Genomic DNA, 16,469 nt, shown 5'->3' on the forward strand with positions numbered 1-16,469 from the left:
GATTCAGTTGTGCGGTGCCGTGGATTGTGTCCCGGCTTTGGGCGCCGGTCGCCCGGCGCCCCGGGAGATCAGGTCAGTGCCGGCTCTGCCAGGCGGAGCAGGTCGTCCGCCTCGGCCGCCGCCGCCGCGAGCCGATCATTCTCGGCACGCAACCGCGTGACCTCGAACTCCAGTGCCTGAACGCTGGCACGCAGTCGAGTGACCTCGTCGAGCAGACGCCGGTCAGGCGCCGCACCCACGTGGCCGTAGAGGGCCTTCGCCATATTGTCTCCTTGTAATGCGCTGCCGGAAAGGCCGGCCAACGCGCGCCCAACTTATTCGCGACTACCTGCCCGTAGGCAAATCCGGGCATGGCCGGGCGCGACTGGCGACACTCCTATCTTGGGCCGGTCCGCCCGCTCTCGTCAAGTTCCACGGGCACGGATCACTCTCGCGTCAACCGGTCGCTCGGCGAGGCCGCCACAAGGCACGAACAGGCGCGTTGTTCGGACCGCGCCAGTCTAGGCCGTGTTCCGCGCGGCGCCATCGGCCGCGAGCGGCCGGAGTCGATCTTTGCCGCAGCCTTATATCTTCCTTAGCCGGATTGTTCCGCCGGGCCGGCACACGTAGCGTCGCAGCAGCTCAGATACCGGCTATGGAGCGGAGGCAGACGCGTGAACGGGTGGCCCGACCCGGACCCACACGCACCGTACCGGCGACCCACGCCCAACGCGGGCGGCCGGGAACCGCACCGGGACGAGGCGTACCCGGCGCCCGGCGATCCGGCCGAGGCGGCCGACTTCCCGCCGCACCACCCCGAGCCCGAGTACCCCGAGTCCGACCACCCGGAGTCCGGCTACTCCGCGCCGCACTACCTGGAGCCGCCCTGTCCGGGGCCCGGGCCGCGATCCGTCGATCACCCCGCGCGCGCGGGATACCCGCCCGAGTCGGCGTACGCGGGCCGGCACGACGATGACCAGCGGGACGAGGCGTACCAGGGCGATGCGTACCGGGGCGAGGCGTACCGGGGCGAGGCGTACCGGGGCGAGGCGTACCGGGGCGAGAGCCTCCGGAATGACGGCCTCCGGAACGAGGGGTACGCCGACGAGCCGGCGACGGCGCGGGCCTCGGCCTTCTGGGACGGCGACGCCGACGGCGTCGTCGGCGGCGACACCGACCCGGACCGGCGCCCGGAGGGCGCCCGCCGGCGGCACCGCGCGCCCAGACGGACGCGGCGCTCGGCCCTGGTGGCCGGTGCCGCCGCCGTCGCCACCCTCGCGGTCGCGGTCGGCGCCGGCGCGCTGCTGCTGCCCGACCGGGACCGGCCCGCACCGGCCGCCAACGCGGCGGCGGACGGCACCGCCGGCTCGGACGGCACCCAGATCGACGCGGCCACCCCCGCCGCACCGGAGCCACCGACCGCCAGCGCGCCGGACACCCCGGCACCCAGCTTCAGCACCACCCGCACCGCGCCGACCACCGCCGCGCCGGCCCGCAAGCCGGCCGCCACCCCGCGGCGTACGCCGAGCCGTCCCCCCGCCACCGCCACGGGCGCCGCCGCCGCTCCCACCGCGCAGGGCGGCCCCGAGGCGCAGGTGGTCGCGATCGTCAACCGGGAGCGCGCCGCGAACGGGTGCGGAGCCGTCCAGGTCAACGACAAGCTCGCCGCCGCCGCCCGGCTGCACAGCCAGGACCAGGCCGAGCACGACACCATGTCGCACACCGGCAGCGACGGCAGCTCGCCCTGGGACCGTGCCGGAGCCGCCGGGTACGACCAGGCCATCGGCGAGAACGTGGCGGCGGGGTACCGCACGCCGGACGCGGTGATGACGGGCTGGATGAACAGCGCCGGACACCGCGCCAACATCCTGAACTGCCAGGCGAAGGCGATCGGGGTGGGCGTGGCCGCGGCCTCCGACGGCACCCTCTACTGGACCCAGATGTTCGGCTCCGCGATCTAGAAGCCCACGTCGATCCGAGCCCGGTCGATCTCGAAGCCCACGTCGATCCGAGCCCGGTCGATCTCGAAGCCCACGTCGATCCGAGCCCGGTCGATCTCGAAGCCCACGTCGACGCCGGTGGCCGGCACGGACCGGTCGGCCACGATCCGTGGGCCGATCGGCCGGGCGGCCGTACCGGGCGCACGTCCCGCTCGTTTCTCGGCATGAGGGGCGCTCCCGCTCGGTGTCGTGCGGGCCCGACGGCGCGCGCCGCTCGGACGGACCCGCCGCGACCCCGCGGCGGTCGACCCCGGGAGCCGCAGATGACGAGCGCGCCGCCACCGTACGCCGGTCGGCCGCCGCGGTGGACCGCCCGTACGCCGGCGGGCTGAGATGCGGCGGGCCGGCCGTCGCGCCGTCGCCCTCGTCGTCTCGCTGGCGCTGGTCGTACCCGCGGCGGGCTGCTGGCGCGACCGGTGGCCGCTGCCCGGGCCCCGCCCCTGGCCCAGCGGGGTGGCGCCGAGCTGGCAGTGGCAGCTCAGCGGCGAGTTGGACGCCGACGTCGACGCCGAGGTCTTCGTGCTCGACCCGTTCACCACGACGATCGAGGAGACCGGGCGGCTGCGCGGCCGCGACCGGCGGCTGATCTGCTACGTGCGGGCGGGGAGCTACGAGCGGTCGCGCCCGGACGCGGCCCGCTTTCCCGAGCGCCTGCTCGGCGGGGCGGTCGCCGCGGACGGCCGGCGCTGGCTGGACGTACGGCAGTGGGAGGTGCTCCGGCCGATCCTGGCCGACCGGTTCCGCCTCTGCCGCGGCAAGGGCTTCGACTCGGTGCTCGTCGCCGACGTCGACGGGTACGCCCGCTCGCCGGGCTTCCCGCTCGGCTTCGACGACCAGCTGCTGTTCAACCGCCGCCTCGCCGAGCTGGCCCGGTCCCTGGACCTCTCCCCCGGGCTCGGCAACGACCTGCCCCAGGTGGCCGCGCTGGCGCCGGACTTCGACTTCGCGCTGAACGAGGAGTGCGTACGGCTGCGGCAGTGCGAGCGCCTGCTCCCCTTCGCCGACGCCGGCAAGCCGGTCTTCCACGTCGAGTACGAGGGGACGACGGAGACCTTCTGCGCCACCTCGCTCGGTTACGGCTTCTCGTCGATCCGCAAGGAGCGCGCCCTCGGCGCCTGGCGCGCCCCCTGCCCGGCCTGACCGCGCCCGGAACTCACCTCGCCGCGGCGGTACGCGGACGGGGCTGGCAGCGCGGGCAGCTGTACGAGGAGCGGTTCATGAACGGCTCGCGGCGTACCGGCGCACCGCAGCGGCGGCACGGCTGGCCCTCGCGCCCGTAGACGTTGAGCTCCCGCTCGAAGTAGCCGCTCTCGCCGTTCACGTTGACGTAGAGCGCGTCGAAGCTGGTGCCGCCGACCTTGATCGCCTCGCCGAGCACGTCGCGGACGTGACCGAGCAGCCGGGTGGCGCTCGGCCCGGTGAGCGTGTCGGTCTGCCGGGCCCCGTGCAACCGCGCCCGCCACAGCGCCTCGTCGGCGTAGATGTTCCCGACCCCGGAGATCAGGGTCTGGTCGAGCAGCGCCCGCTTCACGTCGGTACGGCGCCGCCGCAGCCCGGCGACGAAATCGGCGTCCGAGAACGCCGGGTCCATCGGGTCCCGGGCGATGTGGGCGATCTCCGCGGGCAGCTCCGCGCCGCCCTCGGAGAGCGCCAGCCCGCCGAAGGTGCGCTGGTCCACGAAGCGCAGTTCCGGCCCGCCGTCGTCGAAGGTGAAGCGCACCCGCAGGTGCACCTCGTCCGGGGCGTCCGGCGGCTGGACCAGGAGCTGCCCCGACATCCCGAGGTGGCCGACGATCGCGTCCCCGCTGTCCAGGGGCAGCCAGAGGTACTTGCCGCGCCGCCGGGCGTCCAGCACGGTACGGCCGACGAGCGCGGCGGCGAAGTGCTCGGCCCCGGGCAGGTGCCGGCGTACCGCGCGGGGGTGGTGCACCTCGACGGCGGCGATGCGCCGGCCGGTGACCCAGCGGGCCAGGCCCTGCCGGACGGTCTCGACCTCGGGCAGTTCAGGCACCGGGCCGCTCCTGTTCGTTCGTGGCCGCCGAGTCGACCGGCGGGGTGGACGCGGAGCTACCGGGGCCGCCGGCCGGCGCGCTGCCGTTCGCCGCCGCGCGGGTCCCGTTCCCGGCCCGGGTGGTCCCGTTCCCGGCCGGCTTCCCGGTCGGCGTGCCGCCGTTCCCGCTCGCCTGCTCCGCCGCCTGCGCGGCCTGCTCCGCCACCTGGGCGGCCTCGGCGGCGGCCCGCTGCTCGGAGAGGGTGCGCCAGGCGGTCTCGGCCGCCCGCTGCTCGGCCTCCTTCTTGCTGCGCCCGTCCGCGCCGCCGTACCGGTTGCCGGCGACGATCACCCAGGCGGTGAACGTCTTCAGGTGGTCCGGGCCGGCCTCGTCGATCCGGTACTCGGGCACGCCGAGGCCGAGCGCCGCGGTCAACTCCTGGAGGCTGGTCTTCCAGTCCAGCGCCGCGCCGCGCCCGGCCGACTCCGCCATGAGCGGGTCGAAGAGGCGGTGGATCACGATCGAGGTGGTGTCCAGCCCGTACTGCAGGTAGATCGCGCCGAGCAGCGCCTCCAGCGTGTCGGCCAGGATGCTCGCCTTGTCCCGACCGCCGGTCGCCTCCTCGCCCTTGCCCAGCAGCAGGTACGCGCCGAGCCCCTCCGGCCCGAGCCGGCGGGCGACGTCGGCCAGCGCCCGCATGTTGACCACGCTGGCGCGCAGCTTGGCCAGCTGGCCCTCGGGCAGGTCCGGATGGTTGTGGAACAGGGCGGTGGTGATGACCACGCCGAGCACCGAGTCGCCGAGGAACTCCAGCCGCTCGTTCGTGGGCAGCCCGCCGTTCTCGTACGCGTACGAGCGGTGGGTCAGCGCGCGCTCCAGCATCTCCGGTTCTAGGGCGACGCCGAACGCCGCCTCCAGGTGTCCGATCGGCGCTCGCCGCCGCTTCTCACTAGTCATGCGGAAACCTCGTGTGATTCATGGCAGTTTCCCGCTCCAGTTGTCTTTCCCGCTCCGCTCCGCGTCGTCCAGGCGCCCCTGGGCATCGGCGAGCAACGCGGCGATCGCGGCGACGGCGCCGCGGCGGTGCAGGTGCGCCGCGAGCGCGATACCCGAGGCGATGTCGTCGTCGCGGGCCGCGCCGTGGCAGGCCACCACGGTGCCCCCGACCCCGAGCAGGGCGGCGGCGCGGGGCGCGCCACCGCTGGTCGGGGGGCCGCCGGCGAGCGCGTACGCGCCCTCGATCGCCTTGAGCAGGACGTTTCCGGTGAAGCCGTCGGTGACCACCACGTCGGCGCGCTCGCCGAGCGCCACGTCGTACCCCTCGACGAGCCCGATGTAGCGAGCGCCGCCCGGCAGCGCCTGGGCGGCGAGGACGGGATCGGCGGCGCGTCGGGCCCGGTCCCCCTTGCCGGGTTCGGTACCGATGGAGAGCAACCCGACGCGCGGCTCGGGTGTTCCGTGGGCGACGGCGGTGTAGGCGGCCCCCAGCACCGCGTGCCGGGCCAGGGTGGTGGGTCGGGCCTCGAGCGAGCCGCCGACGTCGACCAGGACGACCGGTCCGGCGACGGCCGGCAGGGTCGCCACCAGCGCCGGGCGGCGTACCCCCGGCCAGCGGCCGAGGCCGAGCGCGGAGGCGGTGACGGTGGCGCCCGTGGCGCCGGCCGAGACGACGGCGTCGGCGCTGCCGTCGACGACCGTGGCCACGGCCGCGGCGACGCTGGTGCCGGGGCGGCTGGCCCGGGCCGCGTCGTCGGTCATGCCCGCGACGTCGTACGCCGGGACGACCGTCACCCGGGCGCGGTCGGTCGGGGAGAGCACGCTGAGGAACCCGCCGGCCGCCTCGGGCGGGCCGACGAGCAGGAGCTGAAGATCGGGATCGGCGCCGAACGCCCGCAGAGCGCCGTCAACCACGACGGCGGGAGCCTTGTCCCCGCCGAGGAGGTCGACGGCGATCCGCACGGTGCCCGGCTCCACCGGTACGCCGACCGTTGGCCGGCCGGCGTCGGAGGAAGCCGGGGCACCGGGCAATCGCCGGGGCGCGCGCGCCGCCCGACCGGAGGTCGGAGGCGTCACTCGGCATCCAGGCTCAGACCTCGAGAACCTGGCGGCCGTTGTAGGTGCCGCAGACGGAGCAGGCGGCGTGCGGCAGCTTCGGCGACTTGCACTGCGGGCACGGCGCAGTAACCACCGCCGTCGCCTTCCACTGCGCCCGGCGGGACCGGGTGTTGCTGCGCGACATCTTGCGCTTCGGGACGGCCACGGTTCTTACTCCTTTTGATCGCGGTCCGCCTGGCCCTGGGCCTGCGCCCAACGGCGGCCGGTTCTCACTCGCTTGCCTTGCGGTCCCGCTGGCCGGTGGGCGGTGTTGTTCCGCCGTGCCGTCGGAGGGACCGGTGTCGTTACTCGTCCTTGCGGTTGAGCCGCGACAGGGCCGCCCAGCGCGGGTCGACCTCGTCGTGGCTGTGGTCGGCCGGCAGGTCGTCCCAGTGCGCCCCACACTCGGGGCACAGGCCGGGGCAGTCCTGGCGGCAGAGCGGGTTCGTCGGCAGCGCCAGCACGACCGCGTCCCGCAGCGCCGGCTCCAGGTCGATCAGATCGCCCTGCATCCGGCCCACCTCGTCCTCGTCGGCCGTCTCGTCCGTGGTGCTGTTCTCGTAGGCGTACAGCTCCTGGATCGTGACGGTCAGCGAGTCGTGGATGGCCCGCAGGCACCGGCCGCACTCGCCCTCCAACGGACCGCTGACGGTCCCGGAGACGAGCACACCCTCGGAGACCGACTCGAGCCTCAGGTCGAGGCTCAGGTCCGCCCCCTCCGGTACGCCGATCAGCTCCAGTCCGAGGTCCGCCGGTGCCGGTACCACCCGCTTGACCGTACGCAGAACACCAGGCCGGCGCGGCAGTTCCCTCGTGTCGAGGACCAGCGGCGACCTGGGGTCGAGTTGGCTTGGCGTGTGTTTGGGCATAGTTAGACTCCGGCCGGTAGAGGCCGACAAAACAGGTTACCTGGGCTGGGGCCGTACCGTCGAACCGGGGCCGGCGCCGCGTACAGGCCGGGCGCGCCGCACCGTCGACCGGAGTGCGCCGCGGGCCGGCATCCACGGTACGGCGGGCGCCGCGAGCCCGAGAGACCCCGACCCCCGGAACGGCACACCGCGCTCAGAAGGGCAGCGGGCGCTCCTCCTCGCCGACGAACGTGCCGATCTCGCGCAGGGCGTGCATCTTGTCCCGACCGCGCTCGATCGAGGCGAGCGCCCGGGTGAGGAACTGCTCGAAGTTGGCCAGGGCGGTGTCGACGTAGTCGTCGACCTCCTCGCGCAGCCGCTGGGCCTCGGCCCGCGCCTCGGCGATGATCCGGGCGCCCTCGTGCTCGGCGGAGACGGTGATCTCGTTGACCGAGACGAGCCGGGCGTGCTCCGCCTCACCCTCGCTGATGATCCGCTCGGCCTCCCGCTTGCCGGCGTCCATGATCTTGTCCCGCTCCTCCAGCAGCGCCGCCGCGCGACGCAGGTCGGCCGGGAGTTCGGCTCGCAGCTCGTCCAGGGCGCCGATCATCTCGCCGCGGTCGACCATGCAGTTGTTGCGGGACATGGGGACGGAGCGGGCCGCCTCCACCATCGCGATGATCTCGTCAATGCGGTCGAGCGGGTCCACCGGTACCTCACTCCTGTCGTTACGTCGGCTGACCTACATGATGCGGCGTCATGCCGGGTTTCGGCGCGACCGGCGACGCCGGAGCGCGGCGAGTGTGGCGACCGACTCATCGACACGGCGGGTCGCCGGGCGCCCACGAAGAGAAAAGACTAGGCGATCCGGGCCCGGATGACCGGGTGCTCAGCCCTCGGGCGGCGCGCCGAGGCGCTCGCGGAGGTGCCGCACCACCAGGTCCGGTACGTGGGCGGAGACGTCGCCGCCCCACTTCGCCACGTCCTTCACCAGGCTCGACGAGAGGAAGGAGTAGAGCGGGTTGGTGGGCATGAAGAGCGTCTCCACGCCGGCCAGGCCGATGTTCATCTGCGCCATCTGCAACTCGTAGTCGAAGTCGCTGACCGCCCGGAGCCCCTTGATCAGGACCTCGGCCCGCTGGGCGCGGCAGAAGTCGACCAGCAGCCCGCGGAACGACTCGACCCGGACGTTGGGGTAGCAGGAGGTGACCTCGCGGAGCATGTCGATCCGCTCGTCGACGCTGAACAGCCCCTGCTTGGACTGATTGATCAGCACGCCGACGATGACCTCGTCGAACAGCCGGCTGGCCCGACCGATGATGTCCAGGTGGCCGTTGGTCACCGGGTCGAACGAGCCGGGGCACACCGCACGTCTCATGATCGGCGACCGTACCAAAGAGTAGTCTCGCCGTAGCGGCGGCTGCGCTCGGCAGTGATTCCCTGCACCCAGTCGACCGGCCCCGTCCGGCTGGACCGCTCGACCACGACCACGGCGTCCGCCGCCAGCCACCCGCCGTCCACCAGCGCGGCCAGCATCGCCGCGATCTCCTCGTCCGGTACGGCGTAGGGCGGATCGGCGAAGACCACGTCGTACGGCTCTCCCGCCGGGGCGTACGCCTCACCCGCCGCACCGGCGCCGAGCACCTGGGCGACCTTGCCGACGACCAGTCGGGCGGCCGGGGCGGCCCGCAGGGCGGCGATGTTCTCCCGGACGACCCGGGCGGCCCGTGGGTCGGACTCGACCAGCAGCACGTGCCCGGCGCCCCGGGAGAGCGCCTCCAGCCCGACCGCGCCGGAGCCGGCGTACAGGTCGAGGAAGCGCGCCCCGTCGATCTCCACCATGGCGTCCAGCGCGCTGAACAACGCCTCCCGCACCCGGTCTGAGGTGGGCCGGGTGCGCTCGCCCGGTGGCGCCGCGATCCGTCGGCCACCGAGCGTCCCGGCGACGATGCGGGTCATCCCAACTCCCACTGCATGCCAGCGACGGTACGGGACACCACCGGAACCCGGCGCCCGATACACTCCGTCAACGCACCGAGATCACCGAGACACGCAGGGTGCACCAAATGTCTCGAATGGACAACGACATCCTTAAAGTCTGCTAACGACTGTCGTGATCTCTTTGTTATCGCTAGGGTCCAACGCTGTGCCGGCTGCCCTGCACCGGCCGCCACGGCATCGGGGAGGCACCGCCGCAGGTCGCGCCGCTCATGACAGCGACCCCCGCGGGCCACCCCGCCGTACCCCCAACGCTTCCATCCCCCTCAGGAGTACGCGTGATCCGTCCCAAGCTGTCGTTACGGCGATCGCTTGCCGTAGCCGGGGCCACGTTCATCGGCCTCGCGGCGGCGCTGGCCGTAGCCGCCCCCGCGAGCGCGCACCACAGCGAAGTCAAGGTCAAGTCCGAGTGCGAGACCGCGACCGGCGAGTGGGTGTTGACCTGGACCGTCAACAGCTACGCGCCGAGCGGCGTCCGGAACTACCGGCTCTCCAAGGTCGACGCCAAGCAGTTTGCCGGCGGCGCCGCGAGCGCTGCCTCGATCCCGGGTATCGAGGTCGCCCCGCGGGGCCAGTACCCGTACAAGGTCGGCACGCCGCTGGTGAAGCAGCAGCGACTTCCCGGCAACGCCACGGGCGCCTCCCTGACGGTGCGGTCCCAGTGGGACAACGGCTACAACGAGGACAGCGACAAGAGCGCCTCCATCCGGCTCAGCGGCGGATGCGCCAAGGTCGTCACTCCGCCGCCCGCCACGGCCAACCCCAAGGCCAGCATGTCGTCCGACTGCACCGGCGACATCGCCGTCGAGCTGGTGAACACCAAGGACGCCACCAAGGACGCGCAGTTCACCGTCACCACCGACAAGGGCTTCAAGAAGACCGTCAAGGTCAGCCCCGACGCGGACGAGACGGTGAAGATTCCGGCCGCCCAGGCCGGCACGGTGAAGGTGACCGAGGCCGGGCAGAAGCAGCCGCTGATCAACGGCGTTCCCGACGCCGCGACGGACTGCGTCAAGCCGGGCCAGCCGGCCGGTAGCAACCGCTCCACCTGCACCGAGCTGGTGGTCGAGGTCTCCAACCCGGCCGACGGCCAGCCCGTCACCGTCACCTACACCTCGAACAAGGGCGAGACCAAGACCGTCGAGGTCGCGCCCGGCCAGACCGGTACCGCCAAGTTCCCGGCCTCCGAGGGCCTGACGGTCACCCCGAGCGGCGGCGGCATCGACAGCAAGCCGATCGCCTGGGTCAGCCCGTCGGCCGACTGCGGTGGCGAGGGCGGCGGCGGCACGCTGCCGCTGACCGGTGCCGCCGCGGGCAGCATCGCCGCCGGCGCCGCGGTCCTGCTGGCCATCGGTGTCGTCCTCTTCGTGGTGGCCCGCCGCCGGAAGATCCGCTTCACCGCCTGATCCGGTAGCACCAACCGTTCGCAAGCGCCGAGGGCGCGTCGACCACCCGGTCGGCGCGCCCTCGGTGTCTCCGCCGGTGCCGCCGCCCCACGCGCACCGCCGCCCCGCCGGGGCCGCGCGCGCCCGGGTCAGCCCTTTTCGAGGTACTCCGCGCGCTCCTCGTCGACCAGGGCGGCGACCCAGGCGGCGAGCCCGGGATGCTTGGCCAGCTCCGGATCCTCCTCCACCAGCGCGAGCGCCTCGACCCGGGCGTCGCGGATCAGGTCGCTGTCGCGCAGCAGCGAGAGCAGGCGCAGGTGCGAGCGGCGACCGGACTGCAATGCCCCGAGTACGTCGCCCTCGCGGCGCTGTTCCAGGTCCAGTTCGGCCAGGCGGAACCCGTCCGTGGTGGAGGCGACCGCGTCCAGCCGTTCCCGGGCGGGCGTACCCTCGGCGGCCTCGGTGACCAGCAGGCAGAGCCCCGCCGCCGCGCCCCGCCCCACCCGGCCGCGCAGCTGATGCAGCTGGGATACGCCGAACCGGTCCGCGTCCAGGGTGATCATGACGGTGGAGTTGGGCACGTCCACGCCCACCTCCACCACCGTCGTGGCCACCAGCACGTCGAGCTCGCCGGCCGCGAACGAGCGCATCACGCCGTCCTTCTCGTCGGCCGGCAGCCGCCCGTGCAGCACCCCGATCCGCAGCCCGTGCAGCGGCCCGTCGGCGAGCAGCGGCGCCACCTCCGTCACCGCCAGCGGCGGTCGCCGGCCGTCCTCGCCCGTGGCGCCGGCCTCCTCGGCCGCCTCCGGGCCTTCTCCGATCCGCGGGCAGACCACGTACGCCTGGTGGCCGGCGGCCACCTCCTCGCGCAGCCGGCGCCAGGCCCGGTCCAGGTACGCGGGTTTCTCCGCCGCCGGTACGACGTGCGAGGCGATCGGCGACCGCCCGCGCGGCAGCTGGGACAGGACGGAGGTCTCCAGGTCGCCGTAGACGGTCATCGCCACCGTGCGCGGGATCGGGGTCGCCGTCATCACCAGCACGTGCGGCGGCTGTTCCGCCTTGGCGCGCAGCGCGTCGCGCTGCTCCACGCCGAAGCGGTGCTGCTCGTCCACGACCACCAGACCGAGGTCGGCGAAGTCCACCCCCTCGTAGAGCAGCGCGTGCGTGCCGAGCACGATCCCGGCATGGCCGGCGGCCACCTGCTCCAGCGCCCGGCGCCGGGCCGCCGCCCCGAGCGAGCCGGTGACCAGCTCCACCCTCGTGCCGTTCGGGTCGCCGTCCAGTTCGCCGGCGCGGCCGAGCGGCCCGAGCAGGTCGAGCATCCCCCGGTAGTGCTGCGCGGCGAGCACTTCGGTCGGCGCCAGCAGCGCCGCCTGGCCGCCCGCGTCGACCACCTGGAGCATGGCCCGCAGCGCCACCACGGTCTTGCCCGAACCGACCTCGCCCTGCAACAGCCGGTGCATCGGATGCGCGGTGGCCAGGTCGGCGGCGATCTCCTCGCCGACCTGGCGCTGCCCGGCGGTCAGCTCGTACGGCAGACGCGCGTCGAACGCGTCCAGCAGGCCACCGGAGCGCCGGGGCCGGGTACGCGCCGGCGAGGCGGCGGCCCGCTGCTTGCGCTGCACCAGGGTGAGCTGCACGGCGAACGCCTCGTCCCACTTCAACCGGCGGCGGGCCCGGTAGAGCTCCTCCTTGCTGGAGGGCCGGTGAATCTCCCGCAGGGCGGTACCGAGCCCGACCAGGTTTCGGCTGGCCCGTACCGTCGCCGGCAACGGGTCCTCGGGCGGGGTGAAGGTGTCGAGCACCACCCGTACGCATCGGGCGATCACCCAGGTCGGCACGGCGGCGGCGGCCGGGTAGACCGGGATCAGCGCCCCGGCGAACTCCTCGATCTCCTCGCTCGCCGCGGCCTCACCGTCGGTGGTGTCGCCGAGCAGGACGTACTCCGGGCTGTTGAGCTGCCGCTTGCCGCGGAACTCGGTGACCTTGCCGGCGAAGAGTCCCCAGCGACCCGGGCGCAGTTCCCGCTCCCGCCACGCCTGGTTGCCGAAGAAGGTGAGGGTGAGCGTGCCGCCCGAACCGTCCCCCACGGTCACCTCCAGCAGGTTGCCGCGCCGCTGCCGCATCGGCCGTACGGCGGTGCGCTGCACCTGGCCGAGCACGGTCACGTCCTCGCCGACGGTCAGCGAGCGGATGTCGGTGTGCTCGCCGCGCTCGTCGTAGCGTCGGGGGAAGTGGTAGACGAGGTCGCCGGCGGTGTGCAGGTCCAGGTGGCTGGCGAGCGCCTTGGCCGTCTTCTCCCCGACCAGCTTCTTGAGCGGGGTGTCCTCGGTCGTCACCGACTCGGTCATGATCTCCTCCCCGGTGGTGGGTACCGGCCCGGCTCGCGGCCGTTCTGCGCCCGGGTCACTCGACCCCCACCAGCAGGGGGTGCTGCGGCTGGCCGCCCGCGAAGGCGTTCACCTCGACGAAGGGCCAGCGCCGCGAGACGTGCTCCCGGAGGGCGTCGCCCAGCCCGTCCGGTGCGTCCGCGCCGAGCAGCAGCGTGACCAGCTCGCCGCCACCGCCGAGCATCCGGTCCAGCAGCGCCGTGCAGGTGCCGGTCAGGTCCTCGCCGACCAGGTGCACCTCGCCCTCGACCAGCGCGAGCACGTCGCCGGGGCGACAGGGACCGGCCATGGTGAGCGCCTCCCGGCCGGCCCGGCAGACCTCCGCGTACCGGCAGGCGCCGGCCGCCTCGGCCATCGCGATCACGTCGTCCTCGAACTCCCGGTCCGGGTTCCGTACCGCCAGCGCGGCGAGGGCCTGCACCGGGGAGCGGGTCGGCACGACGCGGACCTTCACCCCGAGCACCTGCGCGCGCAGCGCCGCGACGCCGGCCGCCGACTGGGCGGCGGGGTCGTTCGGCAGCACCACCACCCGGGCCGCTCCGGTCGCCCGGATCGCGTCGAGCAGTTCCCCGGCCGACGGGGTGCCGGCGACGACCGTGGCCCCCTCGGCCGCGAAGATCTCGGCGAGCCCGTCGCCGGCGGCGACCACCACGGCGGCCCGTCCGGGGCGCGGGCCCGCTGCCTCCGCCTCGGCCGGGCCGATCGGGGCCGGGAGGTCGGTCCGGGCCGGCCGGCCGGGCCGGGTGCTCCCGCCCGACCGGGTGACCGGGACGGCGTCGTCGGCGAAGCGGGTCACCGAGATCCGGTACGGGCGACCGGCCACCACGCCGGCCTCGATCGCCGCGCCGACGTCGTTGACGTGCACGTGCACCCGCCAGGTCGCCGGCCGCCCCGGGCCGGCCGCCTCGCCGCCGATCACCGCCAGGGAGTCACCGAGGCCGTCGAGGTCGCGCCGCAGCCGGTCGACCGCAGCCGGCTCCGCGTCGAGCAGGAACTGCACCTCGTACGCGTACTCCGGCGAGCCGGTCTCCCGGGCGGCCGTCAGTGGCGGGCGGGCCGCGAGCGGCTCCGGCCGGTCCCCGGTGACCACCTCGACCAGCGCGTCCAGCAGCACGCAGAGGCCCCGGCCGCCGGCGTCCACCACGCCCGCGTCGGCCAACATCGGCAGCAGTTGCGGGGTACGCCCCAGCGCGTCCCGGCCGGCCGTCGCGGCGGCCCGGGTCACCGCGGCCAGGTCGTCGCTGTCGAGCCGCTCGGCCGCGCCGGCCGCGGCGGCGACCACGGTGAGCAGGGTGCCCTCGACCGGTCGGGCGACGGCCGCGTAGGCGGCGGTGGTGGCCGCCCGCAGGGCGCCCGCGAGGGCCCGGCCGCGCACCGCGGCGACCCCGGAGAGCGCGTCGGCCAACCCGCGCAGGATCTGCGCGACGATCACCCCGGAGTTGCCCTGGGCGCCGAGCAGGGCTCCTCTGGCCATCGACCGGAGCACCCGGCCGTGCGGTGTCTGCTCCGGGATGCGGTCCCCCGCGGGCGGCCCGTCCGGCTCGGCCGCCAGCGCCCGCTCCGCGGCGACCAGGGTGAGCACGAGGTTCGTGCCGGTGTCGCCGTCGGGGACCGGGTAGACGTTCAGCTCGTCGATCTCGCCCTGGTGCCGCCGCAGCGCCGCGAGCCCACCGGCGCACCACCGGCGTACGGCGGTGGCGTCCAGGGTCTCCAGCACGGCCAGAAGCCTACTGGCGCCCACCGACACCCGCCCGGTACGCCGGAGATCGCCCCGCCGTGGTGTTTCCTTCCCGCCGTACCCGCCCCGCCGCCCCGCCGCTCCGCCGCTCCGTTGCGGTGGCCGCGAGGCGGGTGCGGGCGGGCGGAGCGGGGGCGATTGGCCGGCTGACCGGGGCATCGGGTAACCTGGCCAGGTTGCCCCGGCGACACCGCCGGCAACCTCACGAACGATTGAGATCCCAGGAGTATCCCGTGGCTAGCGTGTGTGACGTCTGTGGCAAGGGGCCGGGCTTCGGCCACAACGTGTCCCACTCGCACCGGCGGACGAACCGCCGCTGGAACCCGAACATCCAGACGGTGCGCACCCCCGCTGGCGGCGGGACCACCCGCAAGCTCCAGGTGTGCACCTCGTGCATCAAGGCTGGCAAGGTCGCCCGCGCCTGAGCGCGCGCCTCGTCGTACAGCTTCCCCGAGCCGCCGGACCATCATGGTCCGGCGGCTCGGCGCGTCTCCCGTCGATCTAGGAGCGCTCCCGTCGATCTAGGGCAAATCCTCGTTAGTTGATCTCCGATCACCGCGATTTGCCCTAGATCGCGGAGGTGGGCCCGCGCGGGGGTGGGTCTTCAGCGCAGGCCGACCACCGCGGCGTCGGGACCGCCGCGCCAGAGCGTCCCGGCCTCGGCGAAACCGGCCGCCCGCAGCGCCTCCAGATGCCACGACACCGGCGGGGTCCACTCCGCGCTGTGCCCGGTCGGGTAGATCTGCCGCCGCCGCTCGACCAGCGGGGCGAGCGCGGGATCGGCCGCGACGTGGGCCCACCAGTCCTGCCACGACAGGACCGCGCCCGCCGCGTACCGCCCGGACCGGCGCGCCTCGGCCCGAGCCGTGAGCCGCTTGGTCAGGGTGGGCAGCGCGTCGTCGGGCATGTGGTCGGCGTTGACGAAGATGCCGCCGGGCCGCAGGACGTCGCGGATCTCGGCGTACAGGGCGGTGAGGCGCTCGGGCGCGAGCCAGTGCAGCGCGGTCGCGGTCAGCACGGCGTCGTACCGCCGGTGCGGCAGCCCGTCGCGCCAGTCGGGCCCGCCGAGATCGGCGCTGACGATCGCGGCCCGCCCGGCCAGCGACGCCTCCGCGACGGCGAGCAGTACGGGGTCGATGTCGAGCAGCGTGACCTCCGCGCCCGGGAAGCGGGCGAGCGCGCGCAGGCTGATCGACCCGGTACCGCCGGCGAGGTCGAGCAGGCGGGGCGCCTCGCCCTCGGTCGTCGCGGCCACCGCGTCGAGTACGGCGGCGAAGCGGTGCTCCCGGTCCGGCAGGTACGCCTCCTGCTGGCGGTCCCAGCTCTCCTGCCAGGCCGCCGCATCGGCAATGTAAGGACTCATACCGGCTGAGGCTAGTTACGCCGGATGAGCGGGTCCAGCCCCGCGCGGCACTTGTCGCCAATCTTTTGCAATTACCGAACCCCAGGAGCAAGCCACGGGGCGGCCGGTGCACCCGCCGGCCACCCGGGGGGCCGGCGTCAGAGCGAGCGGCCGTACGAGATGCAGTTCGGCGAGTCGCGGTAGTAGCCGAAGTTCTCGATCCGCTCGTACCCACTGGCCTCGTAGAGCGCGATCGCCTCGGGCTGCCTGTCGCCGCACTCCAGGATCATCCGCTTGCGACCGTGATCCCGCGCCGACCGCTCGACCGCGGCCAGCACCCCGCGGGCCACGCCCCGGCCCCGGACCTCGGGAGCCGTGTACATCCGCTTGAGTTCGGCCACCTCGCCCGACTCGCCGTGGCTGCGCCAGGCCCCGCACCCGACGGGCTCCCCACCCAGGTACGCCACCAGGAAGGCCCCGTCCGGCGGCGCGAACTCGGCGGCGCGCACCGGGGTGTCGTCGCCGCTGCCGCCGTACCGCTCACCGAGATCAGCCAGGGCCGCGCGCACGAGTCGCCGCGCGACCGGGGAGTCGTAACCGACCAGGCGAATCTCCAGCTCACTCACGCGTAAAGGGTACGACGCGCTCGGGGGCTTACCGACCCGACTCCGCCCACGGCCCGGCCGACTCCCTCGCCGGCTCGG

Annotated in this window: 18 protein-coding genes; 4 read left to right on the forward strand and 14 right to left on the reverse strand. The window is 74.2% G+C overall.

Annotation, left to right across the window (positions count from 1 at the left end):
• Nucleotides 1-68: 68 nt before the first annotated feature.
• Nucleotides 69-263 carry a hypothetical protein gene (locus AB0J86_RS09070; protein WP_363854864.1) on the reverse strand — a complete coding sequence of 65 codons (195 nt, stop codon included), beginning with the start codon at nt 261-263 and terminating at the stop codon, nt 69-71.
• Between the two features lie 390 nt (nt 264-653).
• Between AB0J86_RS09070 and AB0J86_RS09075 the strand changes: the two genes are divergently transcribed.
• Nucleotides 654-1,940 (forward strand): CAP domain-containing protein, encoded by a 1,287-nt coding sequence (locus tag AB0J86_RS09075; RefSeq protein ID WP_363854867.1) that lies wholly within the window; start codon nt 654-656, stop codon nt 1,938-1,940.
• Here AB0J86_RS09075 and AB0J86_RS09080 read toward each other — a convergent pair.
• Complete coding sequence (locus tag AB0J86_RS09080) at nt 1,937-2,083, reverse strand: hypothetical protein (RefSeq protein WP_363854869.1); 147 nt, start codon at nt 2,081-2,083, stop codon at nt 1,937-1,939. The two genes, AB0J86_RS09075 and AB0J86_RS09080, sit on opposite strands and share 4 nt — an antisense overlap.
• A 229-nt stretch (nt 2,084-2,312) precedes the next feature.
• Here AB0J86_RS09080 and AB0J86_RS09085 point away from each other — a divergent pair, with 229 nt between their 5' ends.
• Nucleotides 2,313-3,119: an endo alpha-1,4 polygalactosaminidase gene (locus AB0J86_RS09085; protein ID WP_363854872.1), complete on the forward strand. Its 807-nt coding sequence runs from the start codon at nt 2,313-2,315 to the stop codon at nt 3,117-3,119.
• Nucleotides 3,120-3,132: 13 nt separating this feature from the next.
• Here the strand turns inward: AB0J86_RS09085 and mutM are convergent, their stop codons facing one another.
• From mutM to rsmD, 8 genes are all read right to left on the reverse strand, one after another.
• Nucleotides 3,133-3,990 carry a bifunctional DNA-formamidopyrimidine glycosylase/DNA-(apurinic or apyrimidinic site) lyase gene (mutM, locus tag AB0J86_RS09090; protein ID WP_363854874.1) on the reverse strand — a complete coding sequence of 286 codons (858 nt, stop codon included), beginning with the start codon at nt 3,988-3,990 and terminating at the stop codon, nt 3,133-3,135.
• The gene (gene rnc / locus AB0J86_RS09095) at nt 3,983-4,927 is read right to left on the reverse strand and encodes a ribonuclease III (RefSeq protein ID WP_363854876.1); all 945 of its coding nucleotides are present in this window, start codon (nt 4,925-4,927) and stop codon (nt 3,983-3,985) included. Before rnc ends, mutM begins: the two co-directional genes overlap by 8 nt.
• Before the next feature lie 18 nt (nt 4,928-4,945).
• On the reverse strand, nt 4,946-5,944 hold the full coding sequence (locus AB0J86_RS09100; protein ID WP_363854879.1) for a phosphate acyltransferase PlsX: 999 nt from the start codon (nt 5,942-5,944) through the stop codon (nt 4,946-4,948).
• 112 nt (nt 5,945-6,056) lie between these two features.
• Nucleotides 6,057-6,230, reverse strand: a complete 174-nt coding sequence (gene rpmF, locus AB0J86_RS09105; RefSeq protein WP_363854882.1) for a 50S ribosomal protein L32 — start codon at nt 6,228-6,230, stop codon at nt 6,057-6,059.
• Between the two features lie 139 nt (nt 6,231-6,369).
• Nucleotides 6,370-6,933: a YceD family protein gene (locus AB0J86_RS09110; protein ID WP_363854884.1), complete on the reverse strand. Its 564-nt coding sequence runs from the start codon at nt 6,931-6,933 to the stop codon at nt 6,370-6,372.
• A 193-nt stretch (nt 6,934-7,126) separates the two neighbouring features.
• On the reverse strand, nt 7,127-7,621 hold the full coding sequence (locus tag AB0J86_RS09115; RefSeq protein ID WP_363854886.1) for a hypothetical protein: 495 nt from the start codon (nt 7,619-7,621) through the stop codon (nt 7,127-7,129).
• Between the two features lie 180 nt (nt 7,622-7,801).
• Nucleotides 7,802-8,290 carry a pantetheine-phosphate adenylyltransferase gene (gene coaD / locus AB0J86_RS09120; protein ID WP_363854889.1) on the reverse strand — a complete coding sequence of 163 codons (489 nt, stop codon included), beginning with the start codon at nt 8,288-8,290 and terminating at the stop codon, nt 7,802-7,804.
• Nucleotides 8,287-8,871, reverse strand: a complete 585-nt coding sequence (gene rsmD, locus AB0J86_RS09125; protein ID WP_363854891.1) for a 16S rRNA (guanine(966)-N(2))-methyltransferase RsmD — start codon at nt 8,869-8,871, stop codon at nt 8,287-8,289. The genes coaD and rsmD overlap by 4 nt, the downstream gene beginning before the upstream one ends.
• 317 nt (nt 8,872-9,188) lie before the next feature.
• Here rsmD and AB0J86_RS09130 point away from each other — a divergent pair, with 317 nt between their 5' ends.
• Nucleotides 9,189-10,316 (forward strand): LPXTG cell wall anchor domain-containing protein, encoded by a 1,128-nt coding sequence (locus tag AB0J86_RS09130; protein ID WP_363854893.1) that lies wholly within the window; start codon nt 9,189-9,191, stop codon nt 10,314-10,316.
• A 128-nt stretch (nt 10,317-10,444) separates the two neighbouring features.
• Here AB0J86_RS09130 and recG read toward each other — a convergent pair whose 3' ends face one another.
• Both recG and AB0J86_RS09140 read right to left on the reverse strand, forming a co-directional pair.
• Entirely contained in the window at nt 10,445-12,646 is a 2,202-nt protein-coding gene (gene recG / locus AB0J86_RS09135; protein ID WP_363854896.1) for an ATP-dependent DNA helicase RecG, read from the reverse strand.
• Between the two features lie 55 nt (nt 12,647-12,701).
• Nucleotides 12,702-14,402 carry a DAK2 domain-containing protein gene (locus tag AB0J86_RS09140; RefSeq protein WP_363854899.1) on the reverse strand — a complete coding sequence of 567 codons (1,701 nt, stop codon included), beginning with the start codon at nt 14,400-14,402 and terminating at the stop codon, nt 12,702-12,704.
• A 254-nt stretch (nt 14,403-14,656) separates the two neighbouring features.
• Here AB0J86_RS09140 and rpmB point away from each other — a divergent pair, with 254 nt between their 5' ends.
• Nucleotides 14,657-14,848: a 50S ribosomal protein L28 gene (gene rpmB, locus AB0J86_RS09145; RefSeq protein ID WP_363854902.1), complete on the forward strand. Its 192-nt coding sequence runs from the start codon at nt 14,657-14,659 to the stop codon at nt 14,846-14,848.
• A gap of 179 nt (nt 14,849-15,027) precedes the next feature.
• On the opposite strand, the gene AB0J86_RS09150 is transcribed toward rpmB, so the two are convergent.
• The gene (locus AB0J86_RS09150; protein ID WP_363854905.1) at nt 15,028-15,786 is read right to left on the reverse strand and encodes a class I SAM-dependent methyltransferase; all 759 of its coding nucleotides are present in this window, start codon (nt 15,784-15,786) and stop codon (nt 15,028-15,030) included.
• A 137-nt stretch (nt 15,787-15,923) separates the two neighbouring features.
• Nucleotides 15,924-16,391, reverse strand: coding sequence for a GNAT family N-acetyltransferase (locus tag AB0J86_RS09155; protein ID WP_363854907.1), 468 nt, complete (start codon nt 16,389-16,391; stop codon nt 15,924-15,926).
• Nucleotides 16,392-16,469: the final 78 nt, after the last annotated feature.

This window comes from Micromonospora sp. NPDC049559, from assembly GCF_040676675.1.
Classification (GTDB): domain Bacteria; phylum Actinomycetota; class Actinomycetes; order Mycobacteriales; family Micromonosporaceae; genus JBFAPK01.

Bases quoted from the DNA above. Each gene is read 5' to 3' on its own strand.
- AB0J86_RS09070 (WP_363854864.1), bottom strand. From the start codon at position 263: ATGGCGAAGGCCCTCTACGGCCACGTGGGTGCGGCGCCTGACCGGCGT.
- AB0J86_RS09085 (WP_363854872.1), top strand. From the start codon at position 2,313: ATGCGGCGGGCCGGCCGTCGCGCCGTCGCCCTCGTCGTCTCGCTGGCG.
- rnc (WP_363854876.1), bottom strand. From the start codon at position 4,927: ATGACTAGTGAGAAGCGGCGGCGAGCGCCGATCGGACACCTGGAGGCG.
- AB0J86_RS09110 (WP_363854884.1), bottom strand. From the start codon at position 6,933: ATGCCCAAACACACGCCAAGCCAACTCGACCCCAGGTCGCCGCTGGTC.
- coaD (WP_363854889.1), bottom strand. From the start codon at position 8,290: ATGAGACGTGCGGTGTGCCCCGGCTCGTTCGACCCGGTGACCAACGGC.
- rsmD (WP_363854891.1), bottom strand. From the start codon at position 8,871: ATGACCCGCATCGTCGCCGGGACGCTCGGTGGCCGACGGATCGCGGCG.
- recG (WP_363854896.1), bottom strand. From the start codon at position 12,646: ATGACCGAGTCGGTGACGACCGAGGACACCCCGCTCAAGAAGCTGGTC.
- AB0J86_RS09150 (WP_363854905.1), bottom strand. From the start codon at position 15,786: ATGAGTCCTTACATTGCCGATGCGGCGGCCTGGCAGGAGAGCTGGGAC.